Origin of the sequence: Bradyrhizobium sp. LVM 105, assembly GCF_003957705.1 — a bacterium.
Classification (GTDB): Bacteria; Pseudomonadota; Alphaproteobacteria; order Rhizobiales; family Xanthobacteraceae; genus Bradyrhizobium; species Bradyrhizobium frederickii.
Genome location: NZ_QZMV01000012.1, coordinates 94,023 through 108,160, shown reverse-complemented (window position 1 = coordinate 108,160; position 14,138 = coordinate 94,023). Strand labels below are relative to the sequence as shown.

12 protein-coding genes and 1 tRNA gene are annotated in these 14,138 nt (G+C 64.7%); 2 read left to right on the top strand and 11 right to left on the bottom strand.

Features of this window, described 5'->3' with window-relative positions:
* Positions 1-7: 7 nt before the first annotated feature.
* The 6 genes from D6B98_RS27970 to D6B98_RS27945 all read right to left on the bottom strand — a co-directional run bounded on the left by D6B98_RS27970 (position 8) and on the right by D6B98_RS27945 (position 7,214).
* Entirely contained in the window at positions 8-178 is a 171-nt protein-coding gene (locus D6B98_RS27970) for a hypothetical protein (protein ID WP_478269493.1), read from the bottom strand.
* Between the two features lie 158 nt (positions 179-336).
* Positions 337-1,896, bottom strand: a complete 1,560-nt coding sequence (locus tag D6B98_RS27965; protein WP_126260252.1) for a hypothetical protein — start codon at positions 1,894-1,896, stop codon at positions 337-339.
* Between the two features lie 80 nt (positions 1,897-1,976).
* Positions 1,977-3,119 (bottom strand): glycoside hydrolase family 5 protein, encoded by a 1,143-nt coding sequence (locus D6B98_RS27960; RefSeq protein WP_126260380.1) that lies wholly within the window; start codon positions 3,117-3,119, stop codon positions 1,977-1,979.
* Between the two features lie 2 nt (positions 3,120-3,121).
* The gene (locus D6B98_RS27955) at positions 3,122-5,290 is read right to left on the bottom strand and encodes a GumC family protein (protein WP_126260251.1); all 2,169 of its coding nucleotides are present in this window, start codon (positions 5,288-5,290) and stop codon (positions 3,122-3,124) included.
* A gap of 201 nt (positions 5,291-5,491) precedes the next feature.
* Positions 5,492-6,535 carry a zinc-binding dehydrogenase gene (locus tag D6B98_RS27950; RefSeq protein WP_126260250.1) on the bottom strand — a complete coding sequence of 348 codons (1,044 nt, stop codon included), beginning with the start codon at positions 6,533-6,535 and terminating at the stop codon, positions 5,492-5,494.
* A 13-nt stretch (positions 6,536-6,548) separates the two neighbouring features.
* Positions 6,549-7,214 (bottom strand): class I SAM-dependent methyltransferase, encoded by a 666-nt coding sequence (locus D6B98_RS27945; RefSeq protein WP_126260249.1) that lies wholly within the window; start codon positions 7,212-7,214, stop codon positions 6,549-6,551.
* A gap of 228 nt (positions 7,215-7,442) precedes the next feature.
* On the opposite strand from D6B98_RS27945, the gene D6B98_RS27940 reads away from it, so the two are divergent.
* Together D6B98_RS27940 and D6B98_RS27935 are read left to right on the top strand one after the other, a co-directional pair.
* On the top strand, positions 7,443-7,769 hold the full coding sequence (locus D6B98_RS27940) for a hypothetical protein (protein WP_126260248.1): 327 nt from the start codon (positions 7,443-7,445) through the stop codon (positions 7,767-7,769).
* A 348-nt stretch (positions 7,770-8,117) separates the two neighbouring features.
* Complete coding sequence (locus D6B98_RS27935; protein ID WP_126260247.1) at positions 8,118-8,381, top strand: hypothetical protein; 264 nt, start codon at positions 8,118-8,120, stop codon at positions 8,379-8,381.
* A gap of 133 nt (positions 8,382-8,514) precedes the next feature.
* Here the strand turns inward: D6B98_RS27935 and D6B98_RS27930 are convergent, their stop codons facing one another.
* The 5 genes from D6B98_RS27930 to D6B98_RS27910 form a co-directional block, all read right to left on the bottom strand.
* Entirely contained in the window at positions 8,515-9,417 is a 903-nt protein-coding gene (locus tag D6B98_RS27930; RefSeq protein ID WP_126260246.1) for a hypothetical protein, read from the bottom strand.
* A gap of 66 nt (positions 9,418-9,483) precedes the next feature.
* Complete coding sequence (locus D6B98_RS27925) at positions 9,484-11,349, bottom strand: adenylate/guanylate cyclase domain-containing protein (RefSeq protein WP_126260245.1); 1,866 nt, start codon at positions 11,347-11,349, stop codon at positions 9,484-9,486.
* A 360-nt stretch (positions 11,350-11,709) separates the two neighbouring features.
* Positions 11,710-12,066: a 6-carboxytetrahydropterin synthase QueD gene (gene queD, locus D6B98_RS27920; RefSeq protein WP_126260244.1), complete on the bottom strand. Its 357-nt coding sequence runs from the start codon at positions 12,064-12,066 to the stop codon at positions 11,710-11,712.
* 82 nt (positions 12,067-12,148) lie between these two features.
* A tRNA-Arg gene (locus D6B98_RS27915) sits at positions 12,149-12,225 on the bottom strand.
* 290 nt (positions 12,226-12,515) lie between these two features.
* Complete coding sequence (locus D6B98_RS27910) at positions 12,516-14,009, bottom strand: sensor histidine kinase (RefSeq protein ID WP_126260243.1); 1,494 nt, start codon at positions 14,007-14,009, stop codon at positions 12,516-12,518.
* Positions 14,010-14,138: the final 129 nt, after the last annotated feature.

Genomic DNA, 14,138 nt, shown 5'->3' with positions numbered 1-14,138 from the left:
GGCCTCGTCATTTGCGCGGCGCCAGTTGCAGCTCCATCAGAGCGATCCGCTGCAAATTCCCGACGTTGCGCTCGCCCGCGCCAGCCGTGCGCAGAATGGATTCCGCGAGCGCGTTGACGTGCGAGGCGTGCACGGGCTCGGGCAGTGTGGCAACCGCGGCTTCCAGGGCGGTCGTCATGATCTCGATCACCTCGGGAGAAAATTCGGCGTTGGAAAAGTTCTTCATCGCGCATCGGCCCTTGCTGCGGGCCGTCGGTCAACGCCGGGAAAAAATGGAAGTTCCTGGATGGGCGCGCGCCCAACAGCCAAGTCGAGCAGGCCGGCCGGCGTGCCGCGCTACGTCGCGGGCTGGTAGCGCGTGAGATGCTCGAATTCCGCGTCCTCGCGCGCGACGCTCTGCATTCTCACATGGCTGCCGATGACGAGACCGGCGAGCGAGAGCATGAGTCCGAGCGCGAGCGGCGCGAACAAGGCCTCTTCCTGGAACAATCCGTTGAGCAGCACGACCATGACGCCGAAGCCGGCGAGACCTTGCGTCAGATAGCCTGACGAGGCGTAGAGACGCCAGGCCTTGAGCGCCACCGCGAAATAGAAGCCTAGCGGCACGAAGGCGGCGATACCCATCTGGTACAGCAGCACCCCGATCGCGCTTTCGACCGCGCCATCGATCGTTCCGGCCGCCTGCGCCGCGCCCCAGTCGATGGAGAAATAGCTGTCCGACAAATTGCCGCCGACGCCGAGGCCGCGGCCGAACGGTTTCTCCAGGAATCCGTTGAGGCCGCCCATCAGGCCAATGACGTGATAGTCGCCGATCTGCAGGCCGACGCGGATCGCCAGAATCGCAAAGGCGATCAGGCCCAGGAAGCCGAGCAGGAGCGTCACCACGGCGCCGAGCAGCCGGGTCGAGATCCATGCCGCGGCCACGAAGACCATCACAATGAGCGCACCCTTCACGCTGCAAAGGACCAGCAGCGGCAACGCCGCGAGCGCCAGCAGCGGCCGTCCCACCGAGAACAGGAACAGGGCCAGAAAGCCGATCCCGTAGGCGAAGCTGATCGGGTGCATGTTCGGGCCGTGGATGCGCAACATCTTCGACAGCCCGAACCCTTCGAGCAGGGGCGTGTTCAGGAAGTCGAACCTGAAGCGATCCTTGAGGTCCACAGGCACGTTTCCGGTGGCCCGCATCTCGGCCTCCCAGACGCCCGAATGGGTCGCCTTGAGCTCGTCGAAACCCCAGAACGTATAGCCGTTGGTGATGGCCAGCCAGAAATCCCGGAATGCGAATTCGACATAGCCGCACGAGATGAGAACGACCGCGACCGTCACCAGGAACGGCGTGATGCGCACCTCGTAGGTCGCGGCCGTCAGCAGCGACAGCTGGAACAGGAACAGCGGAAGCACGATGTTGCGCAGATAGACCGCGGCCGGCTGCCCGTTCTGGCTGAAGCCGACAGCGAAATACAGCGACACCACGGCGAGGGTGATGACACCCCAGCGCATGATCTGGTTCACCTCGGCCGATTGATTCCTCTGACCCAGCACGTAGAGCCCGAACGTCGCCAGCCACATCACGGAGCAGACGAGGAAATTGTAGCCCTTGATGAAGTCGAGATCGGACGGCAGCGGCACCAGCGGCGACAGGATCGAGACGAACAGGTTCTGGAAGAACAGGACGAAGATCGCGACGGCCGGCGCATAGGTCGGGACCACGACGACGATGGCGATGCCGACGAGCACCTCGACGGCAATGGCGAGGATCGGATCGGCGAGGTGCAGGATCGGAGCAGAGCCGATCGTTGCCACGGCCAGGCAGAAAATCAGGACGAGCTCGCGCCAGGCCGGCGGCGATGGGCCGGCCTGCACGGTCTCAACCTGCGGTGAATCCCCGGCGCTCATCGATCGTCCCTTGGCATCGCGCGGCGAGCACGATAGCGGGGCGATGTGTAAGGATTCGTTAACGATAGCGGACCGCGCTTTCAGCGGCGGCCAGGCCGGGTCGCGCCGAGCAATGCCCGCATCACGTCGGGATCGGGCCTGCCGGTGTTGCGGTCGACGAGGCCAAAGCCCTGCGCCAGCTCCCAATGCGTCCAGCCCCAGCAATGGTCGCGGGCGTAAGCGGTGACTTCTGCCAGCCAGCGCAACCGGCTCGCTCTGGGCGCGCCGGCCTTCAGCACGCCGAATTCGTTGATGATGATCGACCGCGCGAATTGCTGCTGCCATTGCAGCGCGGGCGCAAGCCAGCGATCGGCGCCCGGCTTGTCCTTGGCGGCGGCAATGGCGACGTCGAGCATGCCGAGCGCCTTGGTCGCGCCCCTCAGCTGCAGATCCTGGCGCAGGGCCTGAACCTTGGGATCGCCGGCATTGATCGGATAAGGCAGATCGATGATGTCGTGCAGCGGATCCTGCGCGTCCCAATGGGCCTGATGGGTGAACACCATCGGATCATAGAAGTGGATGGCGTAGACGACGTCAGGGTCGGGCAGCGGACGGAATCGCGGCAGCGAATCCGCGCGCTGCCAATTGACCGGACCGACGATGAGGGTGGTGGCGGGAAGCAAGTTGCGGACGAAGGCGGCGAGCGCCTCGACCTCGGTCTGCCATTTGTCGGCGTCGATATCGGGCTCGTTGAGCAGCTCGGCGAAAACGCGATCGGCCGGATAGGATCGAATGACCTCGGCAAGGCCGCGCCAGGCCTCCTGCATCTGACGCAGCGCCGCGTCCTGATCTTCCTTGTGCAGGCGGTTGAAGCGATCGCCGGGATGAAGATCGACGGAGATGGCGTAGCCCAGCGCGGTGAGCTGCTTCAGCGCCTGGTCGAGCACGCGCAGCGTCGCCTCGCGCTCGTCCTTCGCGGCGAAACCAGGCATCACGCGCTCGGCCGGCACCGGCAGCCGGACATGGCTCATTCCCGCCCTGCGCAGCTGCTGCAACAACTCGCGGCTCGGGGCCGCACCGTTGATCCAGCCGTCGGCATTGAAGCCGCGAGACAATGCGGCGAGCCTGAGAGGTGCGACCGTCTGCGGCACCGGAACGCAATCGCTGGCGAAGACCGGGGGGCCGAATGAGATCGACAGCAGCAGCATCGCTCCGGCCAGCAGCCGACGGCGCGAGCCTGCCATCGTCAAACCGCAAGTCCCAATGCGCCGCCCTCGGGGTGCGGCGCCTGCGAGCCGGCAGGCGCATGATTGACGACGAGCCCCGTCGGCACGGTCTCGTACCGCGCCAGCGCCCCGGTCACCCGGCGCATCGCCGCCGAACCGAGCTCGCCGGCGCGCGCCACCAGGACGATCAGGTCGGCATGCGCCGCCAGCGCGATGGCATCGGGCTGCAAGGCGAGATTGCCGGCATGGACGATGATCAGATCGAACTCCGAACGAATATCGTCCTCAGGCCTCGCATCGGCCTTGCGGCCGGCGCTCAGGAGCTCGTCGATCGACTGCAATCCCGCCGTGGTCGAACCGTCGTTCCATTCCGTCACCGGCGGCTGGTGACCTGCGAATTCCGCCTGCAGCCGGATCAAGACGCTCATCATGCCGCGTGTCACCGCGGCCCGATTCAGCGAGCGCGCAACGGTGTTGCCGCCGGCGCTCTTGCCGACCGACAACACCAGGGCGACCTTGCAGCCGCGCACCGGCACGCGATCGATCCGCTCGAGCAGCGGCCGCAGATAGGCACCGAGATCAAGCTCGGGGGAAGCAATCGGTTTTTGCCAGACGGTGCTGGTCGCGGTCGCGGACGAAAGATCGGGGATGCGGGCCCAGACTGGAAGCCGCGGCATCGCTTCGGGCCGGGCAGCAGCCGGAGGCTGAGCTTGCGGCGGGGCTTGTGGCTGGAGCTGAGATTGGACTTGCCGAGCCTGCGTGTCCGCCACGACTGCCTGCATGGGAGCCTCGCTCGGCGCGGACTGATCGGACATGCTCGCCGTCACCGCAACGGCAGCGGTCGACGTCAGCAGCGAGCCGATCGCCAGCGCCGCAAGCAGCAGTGCGAGCGGCGGGCGCGTCGGGCGCAGCGGCGGAATGGCCGCCGAAGCGATCTTGGTCTGCGAGGCCTGCAGCTGACGCTGCTCGTTGGTGGTCTTGAACCGCGACAGGAACTGCTCGTAGATGTTCCGGTTGGCGTCGGCGTCGCGCTGCAGCTCCTGCAGCTTCACCAGCGCCTGCCCGTCGACCAGCATCTGGGTCTCGACCGCCTTGAGCTGCTTTTCCAGCGCTTTCTGCTGCTCCAGCTGGGCCTCATATTCGGACTTCGCCGTTTCGATGTTCTTCTTCCGCTCGGACTCGATCTGCCGGTTGATATCGGCGAGCTGGCTGTACGAGATCGCGAGATCGGGATGGCGCTCGCCATACACCGCCTTCTTCTGCGCGATTTGGTCATTCAAGGTCGAACGCTGCGCCCGCAGCATGCTCAGGAGGTCCTGCTTCACCGGCCCTTCGACATTGGCCTTGAGATCGCGCTGCACCTGATCGTAGCGCGCCTTGGCTTCCTCGGTGCGAAGACGCGCGGCCGAGACCTGCTGATTGAGATCGGTCACCCGCAATTGCTGCGTGGTGGAATCCTTGCCGGCATTGAGGATCTTGTGCTCGAGCCGGAAGGCGGCGACGGCGTCTTCCGACGCGCGCAGGCGCTCGTTCAACGCCTTCAGCCGGTCCTTGAGCCAGTCGGCGGCCTCGTCCGTGGCCGCGGTGCGGACGCGGCCCTGGCTGGCGACGAACGCTTCGGCGATGGCGTTGGCGTAGGAGGCGGCGCGTTCCGGGCGGTTCGAGGTGAAGGAAATCGCAATGACGTAGGTGAGCCCGCGGCGGGTGATCTCGAGGCGGCTGCGGAATTTTTCGAGCAGTCGCGTCATGTCGGTATGGCCGCCCGCGATGTCATCGTCGTCGGCGATCTTGAGCTGCTCGATCAGGGGGCGGAGAAAGCCGTCCGATTTGGCGATCTCGATCTGGCTCTGAAGCGCCGCGGCGTCCTGGCCGATGCCCGGCAGGACGTCCTGCTCCGTGGTGATGCGCAGCTCGCGGGGATCGAGCACGACCAGGGCCGTCGCGGCATAGCGGACCGGCAGGATCATGAGAACGATGACGCCGAGGGCGAACAGTGCCAGCGCCAGCGTCAGAATGCGCCGGCCGTTCGCGCGCAGGAAAGAGAGTGCTCCGGAGACGGTCAGCGATCCCTTGATCAGCGCCGGCGCGGTGCTGTCGGGCCTCGTCCGCGCAGCCTGCGGCGCTTCCCACGAAGCCGCTGGCTCCGTCGGGGCGATGCTTCGCGGAGATGCGCGGCTACCGAACGCCATGGGATTGGACTCGAAATCAACTGACTGTCACAGCTCAGAGGCTTGCTACACCGTAAATATCCATGGTTAACCGGCGGTTACGGCCGGCGGGCCAAAGCGGGCACGGCTACGCCGGCGACCAGTGCCGCCTGCCGTGGAGGAGGCCGCATTTGCGGGGGCATTCGGTGAGCCGGAACCCCTCACCCGGATCGCATCTTGCGCTCAGCTGATGTTCAGCAGGATTCGGCCCGACGTGCCGCTGCGCATCAAATCCAGCGCGTCGTTGACGTCGTCGAGCGCGAACTGATGGGTCACGATGCCGCGGTAGTTCACCTTGCCGGCGTCGCTGAGGCGAACGAGGCGCGGGATGTCGCGCGCTGGCTGGCATTGCCCGCCTTCCGAGCCCTTCAGCACTTTCTCGAAGTGGAGCGGCAGCGTGTAGATCTCGGCCTTCTCGCGGGGCACGCCGACCAGGATGCAGCGGCCCTTCTTGGCGGTGATCTCGTAGGCGAGCTCGATCAGATTCTTGACGCCGGTGGTCTCGACGACCTTGTCGGGTCCATCGGTGCCGGTGATGGACCGAATTTCGGCGGCGACATCCTTGACCGCTTCGGAATTGATGGTGTGGGTGGCGCCGAACTGCTTCGCCATTTCGAGCTTGTTGTCGAGGCGGTCGATCGCAATGACGGGATAGGCGCCCACCATCGCGGCAAATTGCACGATGTTCAATCCGACGCCGCCGACGCCGAACACGACCACGGCTTCGCCGATGGCGATCTGCGCATCGTTGTTGACGACGCCGAGCGCGGTCGTCACGGCGCAGCCGAGCAGCGGCGCGCTGGTGCGGTCGATCGAGGCCGGAACCGGCGTGACGCGATTCTCCGACACGACGGCATATTCGTTGAAGGTGGTGACCCAGCCGGCATTGAGACGCTTGCCGCGCCAGGAATAGACCGGCGTGTTGGACTGGATGCCCTTGCCCGGCCGCCAATGCATGACGACGGTGTCGCCCTGATTGCAGGAGACCACGCCCGGTCCGGTCTCGACGATCGTTGCCAGCGCCTCGTGCCCCAACAGGTGGGGCAGGAATTTGTCGACGCCCTTGACCGCGTCGATCTCGTTGATCTGCGCGCCGCAGATGCTCGACGTGTGCACGTGCGCGAGCACCTGGCCGTGTTCGAGCCTGTCCGGCAAATTGAACTCGTCGACGATCAGCGGCTTGCCCGATTCGACGAGGATGGCCGCCTTGGCAGTCTTGATGTCCATGAGGAGCGCCCGATCACTCGAAATAGATGAATTCGTAATCGCCGGTGTAGCCGAGCTTGCCGTACAGCCAGATCCATTCCGAGGTGTGCAGGATGGACTCCGCCGTCAGCGCCCAGCATTCGAGGTTGTGCAATTCGGCGACGGTCCGGTAGCCCTCGACCATGACGTATTTGTTCTTGCCGACCCGCTCGATCTCCTTGAGCGCCGCCTCGAGCTCGTAGAGCCGCAGATTGTGCAGGGTGCCGAGCGAGATGACGAGGTCGAAACTGTCGTCGCCATAGGGATAGATGTCCTGGGCGCGATAATTGAAGAGGTAGGGCTTCACCTGCTCGTGCGCATTGGCAAGACCGTGCTTGGAGATGTCGAAGCCGGCGACTTTCAAGCCCGGCAGGATCTTCTGCATCTCGTAGAGCAGAAAGCCCTTGCCGCAGCCGACGTCGAGCACGCTGGATCCGTCCTTCAGACCATAGGTCTCGATCAGCGCCTTGGCGACCGGCGCCCAGCGCCCCTCGATGAAGCGGTAACCGCCATAGCCGAAGCGGCGATCGCCGTCCCAATAATCGGCCTCGTATTCCCGCGCCTTCAGCGAGCAGCCGATCTTGTCGTCGTTCATGCGGGCCATGTAGTCGCGCTTGGTCGCCGTATGCAGTGGCGTCACGATATTCAGGAGTCGTCCCATTGAGTCCTCTGATTCCAGGCGCGTTGCGATTGTCGCGACTGGCCGGGAAGGCTCGGGTCGCAACTTGCGAATCCCTTTAGCATCTGCGGACGCGATCATCATTGCTGCAGATCAATGACGTGGAGATCCGGCGACTGCGCAGCCGGCATCGGTTGCTGCCGCCGGCAGCGACACGAAGACGCATGGAACGAGAATGCGGGGCGCGGCGTTCGCCGCAAGGAGCCCATCATGCCGACCAAGCCGACCATCGCTCGCATCTGGCGCGGCCGTACCCGCCGCGATCTCGCCGACGCCTACCAGGCCTATCTGCAGGCCGAGGGCATTCCGCCGCTGCGCAAGACCGCGCTCGGCGTCCAGCAATTGCGCGAGGACCGCGACGAGGAGACGTGGTTCACGACCATTTCCTATTGGGCGGACATCGCGGCCATGACGGCTTTCACCAAGGGCGAGCCCACCAAGGTCCACCATCTCGCGCGCGACGCGGAATTCCTGATCGAACTGCCGCAGCGTATCGAGATCCACCGCATCCTGATCGACGAACAGGGCCTACGGTGAAAGGCTGAGCCACGGAAGCCGAAGCTCGCATCGCCGCCAAATTGCAGCTTGTCGCAAAGATCCGATCGCTCGCGGCAAGTTGCTGCAGCACAACAAGTTCCCTTCCAGGCCAGGCTAAAGCATGACGGGATGAAGCTTGATTGCCGCGATGACGGAGGTGCACTCCCTCGCCCGCTTGCGGGAGAGGTGAACGACCCTGCGGCAATCGGTTCAACCTTAAGTCACGCCGCTCTAGCGTGTCCCGGCAGGCGAACTCACAGGAGCAGCTCGGAGGCCGGCGTCATTCACGGGAACGCCTCGTCGCCCTTCGCAATTGACTCTTCGTCAGGCACGACAACGGAAACAGCCATGAAGAACATCAGTGCCGGCCAGATCGCCCTGCTGGTTGCCCTCGGAGCCATGTTGATCCTCACCGGCGTTTGGGGATTTTCAGTCTGGGAATCCAGCAGCGGCGTCGAGATGGGCAAGCACGGCTGGATCGCGCTTGGCCTCGGCGCTTTCTTCTCGCTCTTGATCGGCTGTGGGCTGATGGCGCTGATGTTCTTCAGCAGCCGCAGCGGTCATGACGATGTCGCCGATCCCTTCCGCCGGCGGGACGGGGAGGACAGCTAGCTGCATCGTCTCGCCTCGCCTTTGTCATTGACGCCGTCGATGACCTTTGCGTCGGACCGCTGCGCAGGCGTCCCATAACGGATACCATTGCGGCTCCCGGGCGTGCGCAGCGAGCCTGCACCCGGACAGCCCCTTACAGCTTTCCGTAGACTCGCCCGGCGACCGCCTTCAGGCGTTCGACCGAGCCGGACTCCGGATGCGGCTTGACCGGTGCGAACAGGATCGAAGCCTGCCTGCCGTTCTTCCAGACGAAGATGTTGACGGCGTTGCCGTTGCCCTTGGTGCAGGAATGCTCCCCGAACGCTTCACCGCCGAGCTCGGGTATCGCCACGTGCTTGCAGGGACCGGCGCGCTTCATCATGCCGATGGCAGTGTCGCGCGAGGTCGCGATCACCGCGACGGTCATGGTGTTGGCCTCGCGATCGAACATCATGCAGCTGCCCGCGCCGGTCCGCTGCACCGTCAGCGTGCTGCTGTCGAGAAAGCCGTCGGCGTCGGCGGCCGTGAGCCACTCGCAATTGCCGAAGCGCTCGCTGCTCTTGCCTACGCTTCCGATGGCAATGCGCGCGGCTTCGCTGAGCGGTCCGAGCAGCGCATCGTCGGCCCGCCGGCCGATCGGATAGACGGTGAGCTGGAGAATGTAATCGCCGGACAGGGCGACGACCGAGGCCTCCTGGCGCTCCGCGCCGGCGGCGCTCGTTCCGCCCTGGCCTTCGTCGCCCATTCCGGACACCGCGCTCAGCGGCATGCGCTCGCCCAGCGCCTTGACGAAGGTCGCGTACAATTCCCTGGCGCGGTCCTTGTCGGGATTGCGGAACACGGACAGCATCATCGTGTCGCCGCGCCCGGCCTGGTAGATGCAGCCGCGGCCGTCCTGATTGGAGATCAGCGACCATTTCAGCGCCGGCATCGCGCGGGCGAGCTCCTGGGCGCTGATGAACGGGCAGGTTTCCGCCGCGCGCGCGGGGAGCAGCGGGGCGGCTACGATTCCAAGGAACAAGACGAGGCGGGAGAACAGATAATCGGTAGTGCGCATCGGACGAACTTACTATCGAATCGGCGCGCCCGACGAGATGAAACTGAGAAGCTACACAAAATCCTATTACGCAGCCCCCGGTGCCTTCGCCACCGTCAGGTCCTTTAGGAACTGCTCCATGAGCGGCTTGTTGCCAAACCGGCGATAAGAACGCTCTGCCTCCAACGAAAATGTCGGTTGGGCCGCTACCAGGTTTGCCATCGTCAGCTGCGCCACTTCTATGTCGCCGCGCCGCCCTTGTAGCGCAGCCTGGATTAGCAGGCAGTTGGCATCGCGCGGCGCCCTTACAAGGCATTCGGAGATCACGGCAGCCGACTCGTCGCGACGATCAGCGGCGTAAAGAGCCTGTCCATGCACATAGGCGTAATATTCCGGCGCCATGGGATGAAGGCGACGTGCCCGCTCGGCATTGGCAACGGCGTCCGCGTAGTCCCCGAAACGGACTTGCGCTTTTGCCAATGCCATCATGCTATCCGGGTCATTGGGATTCAGTTCGACGGCGCGCTTGGCGGCCTGCAAGCCGCCCGCATAGTCGCCCTGCACCGCCAGCCCGAAGCTGATCACCTGATAGCCGAGCGAGAGATTGGGATCGAGGCGCACAGCCTGGCGCGCTTCGCTAAGACCTAGTTCCAGCTCATGCGCTGTCGCCCGGCCATTCGACCTCCTGGCCACATCCGCGATGTAAGTGAGAGCCAAGCCCGCACGGGCGGCGGCATAGGCCGGGTCCATTTCCAGCGCGCGCTGATACATGCCGCGTGCCTCCATAAGTGCTTCCGCATCCTGGACGCCATGCCGGTATCGATGACGAGCCCGCAGGAGAAGATCGTAAGCCTGAAGGTTGTCGGTCGGACGTTGCGCGGCAGCAATGGCTTCACTTCGGCCGATATACGGCGCGAGCTGGGCGACGATTTCCGTGGTCAGCTCGCTTTGTACCGTGAAGACGTCGGCAACCTGCCTGTCGAAGCTGCGCGACCAAAGGTGCGCGCCCGATTTCACGTCGATCAGCTGCGCAGAGACGCGAAGCCGGTCCCCCTCGCGGCGCGCGCTGCCTTCTACCACGTAGGAAACGCCCAGCTTTGCCCCGAGCTTGCGCATATCGCTTTCTTGCCCGCGCACGGCATATGTGGAATCGCGCGCGATAATCTGAAGCTCGGAATTCCTTGCAAGCGCCGTGGTCACATCCTCGGTCAGCCCGTCTGCAAAGTACGACTGGTCGCCGCCCATGGCCGCAAAGGGCATGACCGCAACTGACGGCCGCGGGTCGGCGCGGGTCTGGTCGAACAACAGCGCGGCCGGGAGCCGGCTGACCATCGCCGCCAGGGAAAGCGGTTGGATTTGGGTGCCGATGAGGACAAGGGCTACGGCGGCGACGCCATACGACCAGCGCGCAGCGGTACCGTATAGAACGCGCGGGATTTTTCGCCAGCGAGACCACGAGGATTGCGCGCGCCGTACCCGGTAGACATTAAGACGCTCGGGAATGTTTTTGGCGCGCCTGCGGCCCACACGCGCGAACACCTCGCCGCGATTGCGGTCTGCGGCCATGACGACAGCGCCGCTAACAAAGATGCTACCGGGATCGGCCATCGCCTCAAGCCGTGTGGCGACATTAACGCCGTCGCCGTACATATCGCCATTATCCTCGATGACATCACCGAGGTTGATGCCTATGCGCAGCTCAAACGGGGCGTTGTCGAACCCTTGCTGGATAGCAGTGCCCGCATCAACGGCTTCGTTGACGCTGGGAAACATCGCCAGAAAGCCGTCCCCGGTCATCTTGAAGATGCGTCCGCCATGCTGCGCGACCGTGGGCTCGATCAAATTGTCGAAGACCGTGCGCAGCTCTTTATAGGTGGAGGCCTCGTTTTCGGCCATCATCAGGCTGTAGCTGACGATGTCGGCAGCCATGATCGCGGCGAGCTTGCGTTCCATCAACGGTTTCCCTGTACAGGGGCCAGGCACAAACTGGCATTGCGGACATTCGACGCCAGCTTGAAACTAAACCTTCCAACCCGCATGCGGGTATCAACACAGCTCATATGTACGTGAGTAATGAGCCCCCTCCGGCGGCGTGCAGGCAGCGGCACTCCGCCATACGGCTGATCCTGAGTTTCCCTGCGGGTTCCCAGGGGGTAGAAACGGCGGCTGCTGGCGTTCGCAGTTCCATACCGACGCGGCGCAGGGAACGCTTCGAACTCCCCCCGACGATTCGCAGGCTGATGCTCCATCCACACGATGAGCGGCTGCAGCTCATGGTGGTGAGGCCGGCGCCGGGTCAGCGCCGGGCCGACGTCACTGCCCCTGATATTCGGCCCAGCAATCCGCCGTCTCATAGACGCGAACGGCCGACAGCTGCCGAAGGCTCGGCTTCAACCGGTCCCAGATCCAGATCGCGATATTCTCGGCGGTCGGGTTCTCAAGGCCTTTGACCTCGTTCAGGCAGCGATGGTCCAGCGCCTCCAGGATGTCGGCGAAGCATTTTTCGATATCGAAGAAGTCTGCGACGAAGCCGGTGTGCGGATCGACCGGCCCGTCCAGCTGGACCTCGACCCGGTAGGAATGTCCATGCAGCCGGCGGCATCGATGGGTCTCGGGCACGTTCGGCAGCCGATGCGCCGCCTCGAACTTGAACGCCTGCGATATCTTCATTCCGCTCCTCACACGGCGAAGCCATCCGGTCTCGGCCCGTCTGGCGACCAGATGCTGCTTTGTCCTGACCTTCGTCGAAGAATGGCGCGCCCGGAACGATTCGAACGTCCGACCCTCAGATTCGTAGTCTGATGCTCTATCCAGCTGAGCTACGGGCGCGTGTTTCGCAAACAGCGCGGGCATAGCCCGCGACGCAGCCCCCGGCGGAGCCGGAGGGGGTGCGAAAGAGCGCTCTGACTAACCGCTCTCGTCCCGATTGGCAAGATCCGGAATGGGGGTATTTTCGCGCATTTCCGCATCTCAGCTCGTCATTCCGGGGCGCGACGAAGTCGCGAGCCCGGAATCCATAACCACCAGCTGGGATTATGGATTCCGGGCCTGGCCCTTCGGGCCATCCCGGAATGACGGACATCATGGGAATCGCCCCGTCACACTCGGCCGCTGGCTGACTAGGCCCTCGCCCGCTCGTTGCGGATGGAGAGCAGCTCCACCGGGCGGTCGGGGATGACGATGCGGAAGGTGGCGCCGATGGTGCCTTCGACCAGGTGGATATCGCCGCCATGGGCGCGGACCAGCTCGGCGGCGATGGCGAGGCCCAGCCCGCTGCCGCCGGGACGCCCGGAGGTCTGGAACGCCTCGAACAGGTGCTCCCTAGTCTTCTGGGGCACGCCGGGACCGGTGTCGGAGACCTCGATGATCGCGACGGCGCCTTCGCGCTTTCCGGTGATCCGGATCTGCTGCGGGCCGCCGTCGCCGGAGGCATGACTCTCCAGCGCCTGGGCGGCGTTGCGAACGAGGTTGAGCAGCACCCGGAACAGCTGATCGGGATCCGCATCGACCGCCAGCCCGCGCTCGATCGCGGCGACCCAGGCTATCGAGGCATCGGAGGCAAGGCCTGCGGTCTCGCGCACCTCCAGCACGACCGGCTCGATCAGGATCATGCGGCGGTCGGGCGCAGCCTCCTGGGCGCGGCCGTAGGACAGCGTGGACTGGCAGAAGGCGATGGCGCGTTCGAGCGAGCGCACCAGCTTGGGCGCAAAGCGCTGCACCCGCGGATCCGGCACGCTGGCGAGCTGGTCCGACAGCAGCTGGGCCGAAGCCAGCAGATTGCGCAGATCGTGGTTGATCTTGGACACGGCGAGACCGAGAGCGGCGAGCCGGCTCTTCTGATGCAGCATCGACATCAGATCGCGCTGCATATCCGACAATTCCCGCTCGGCGACCCCGATCTCGTCGCTGCGTTGGCTCGGCACGATGATTCCCGCCGAGCTTTCGGGATTCTCGTGGAAGCCGACCAGGCTCGCGGTCAGCCGCCGCATCGGGCGCACGAAGAGATAGTGAAGCGCGAGATAGACGAGGCCGGCGGTCAGCGCCGCGATGATCAGCGCGACCACCACGAGGTTGCGGGAGAAACGGTACATCTGTTGCCGCAGCGGCAGCTCGTCGGTGACGATCTCCATGAACTGGGCCGTGCCGACGCCGGGCCCGACGATCCGGATGGCCTGGTTGCCGGTCTCCAGCATCATCCGGAACGAGCCGGTGATCGCCTCCCACGCCGTCATGTCGCGCAGGTCGATGTCATGCTCGATGGTGGCTGGAATGTTGTCGCTGGCGAGCAGCCGGCGCTGCTGGCCCATCTTGATGGCAACCGCGCGGGCATTGATGCTCTTCAGAATCTGGCGCGACAGCGAATCGGGAACCATGCCGAGCGGCGCCGCATCCAGCACCAGCGCCGCCGTGTTCGCCGCCGCGACACGGTCGTTCAGCCGGTTGACCCAGAAGTTGGCAATGGCGGGCACATAGAGCAGGACGGCCGCGATCATCACCAATGGCACGGTCAGCAGCAGCAGCTTGCCCGATAGCCCGAGCCCGCCGCGGGAGCGCATCACCGGCTGCTCCGGCTGATCCTGATCCTGGATCGGCTGGCGGTCTGTCGCTGCCACGAAATTCGCCCTCGCTGCCTGGCGGGTGAAGGATTGGCGGAATGAAGATGCGACCCGGCCCCGGTCCGGTCAAATTACAGATCGCTAATCTGCCGAGGTGGGATGTAAGCGCTGATATCGCGAGTCGCC